The sequence below is a fragment of the Mesorhizobium sp. M7A.F.Ca.CA.001.08.2.1 genome (assembly GCF_003998455.1).
GTDB lineage: Bacteria > Pseudomonadota > Alphaproteobacteria > Rhizobiales > Rhizobiaceae > Mesorhizobium > Mesorhizobium ciceri.
In genome coordinates, this window is sequence record NZ_RZPW01001130.1 from 1 (window position 1) to 1,404 (window position 1,404).

1 protein-coding gene and 1 pseudogene are annotated in these 1,404 nt (G+C 64.3%); one reads left to right on the plus strand and one right to left on the minus strand.

All coding sequences use genetic code 11. The features are described from left to right. Positions 1-511: pseudogene (locus tag EN914_RS35475) on the minus strand (ornithine cyclodeaminase family protein); the annotation flags it as partial. A gap of 121 nt (positions 512-632) precedes the next feature. Here EN914_RS35475 and EN914_RS35480 point away from each other — a divergent pair. Further along, positions 633-1,404, plus strand: a 772-nt coding sequence (locus EN914_RS35480) for an MFS transporter (RefSeq protein WP_127389692.1), incomplete at its 3' end; no start/stop codon positions are given.

Consider the following 1,404-nt stretch of genomic DNA (forward strand, 5'->3'; position numbering starts at 1 on the left):
TTTCCGGGCGGCGCGAATGGACGCGAATCTCGTCGAAGTCGAAGAGATGGTCGAGCAGGCGCACATTCCAGTAGGCGGTGCCGCGCGCGCCGATATGGGCCAGCACCTTGGAATTCTTGCGCGCCAGATGCCTGGCGCCGATGGCGGTGACGGCGCCGGTTCGCATGTCGGTGATGACGGTGGCGTCGAGGATGGCGCGCGGCGCGCCGGTGCGCGGGTCGAACAGGTTGAGGATGCCGAATTCGGAAGGCAGGCCATGCAGGTAATTGTCGACATAGTCGCCGACGATCTTGACGCCGGCCGTGTCGAGCGGCGCGACGTAGCCGCGCAACACGTTGAAATGGCCGTGGAAGGACGGGTCCGGCTCGAGATGGACGCGCGGTTCGATCACCGTCTGGCCCTTGCCTTGCGCCACCAGGCCAGCCTCGACGGCGGCGATGATTTCGCCATCGGTCATGGCAAGGGCATCGATATCGAGGGCATTGAGGTAGTCGATGTAGATGGGCTTCATGTTACGCGTATACTCTCCTCGACGGCCCCATCCATTCCATAGCAGGCCATGGCGGCACACGAAAGTTTGTTGCGACGTCTCTGGACGTCGCCGGGGAGATGCTGTTCAAACCGGTTCCGTCATGACTGCCATTCCCGAGATCGCAACCTTGTCCGAAACGGCCACCCATGCGCGGCGCGTGGCGTTGATCGTCGCCATCGCCTTTTTCATGCAGTTGCTGGATTCGACGATCATCTCGACATCGCTGCCGCAGATGGGCGCCTCCTTCGGCGTGTCGCCGGTGGCGATGAGCATCGGCATCACCGTTTACATGCTGACCATGGCGGTGTTCGTGCCGCTGTCGGGCTGGCTCGCCGACCGGTTCGGGGCGCGCAACATCTTCCTGCTGGCGATCGTCCTGTTCACCCTGGCTTCGCTCGCCTGCGGCCTCTCGCAAACCCTGACCCAGTTCGTCGCCGCACGTGTCGTGCAAGGGCTCGGCAGCGCGCTGATGACGCCGGTTGGGCGCATTCTCGTCCTGCGCAATGCGCCGAAATCCGAACTGCTCAACGCCACGGCGCTGATCACCTGGCCAGCACTGTTTGCGCCGGTGGTCGGGCCGGTGCTCGGCGGCTTCATCACCACCTATCTGTCCTGGCACTGGAATTTCTTCATCAACATCCCGCTCGGCGTGATCGGGCTGGCGCTGGTCGCCCGTTTCATCCCAGGTGACCGCGAGGCCGACCCCAAGCCGCTCGACTGGCCCGGTTTTTTCCTGACATCGGCGGGACTTGCCTTGCTGCTCTACGGTCTCGAGCGTATCGCGCATCCCGAGGACGGCGTGCTGCCGACAGCGCTGCTGATCGTAGCCGGCATCGTCCTCGGCTGGCTGGCGGTGCGCCATCCCAGGCGCG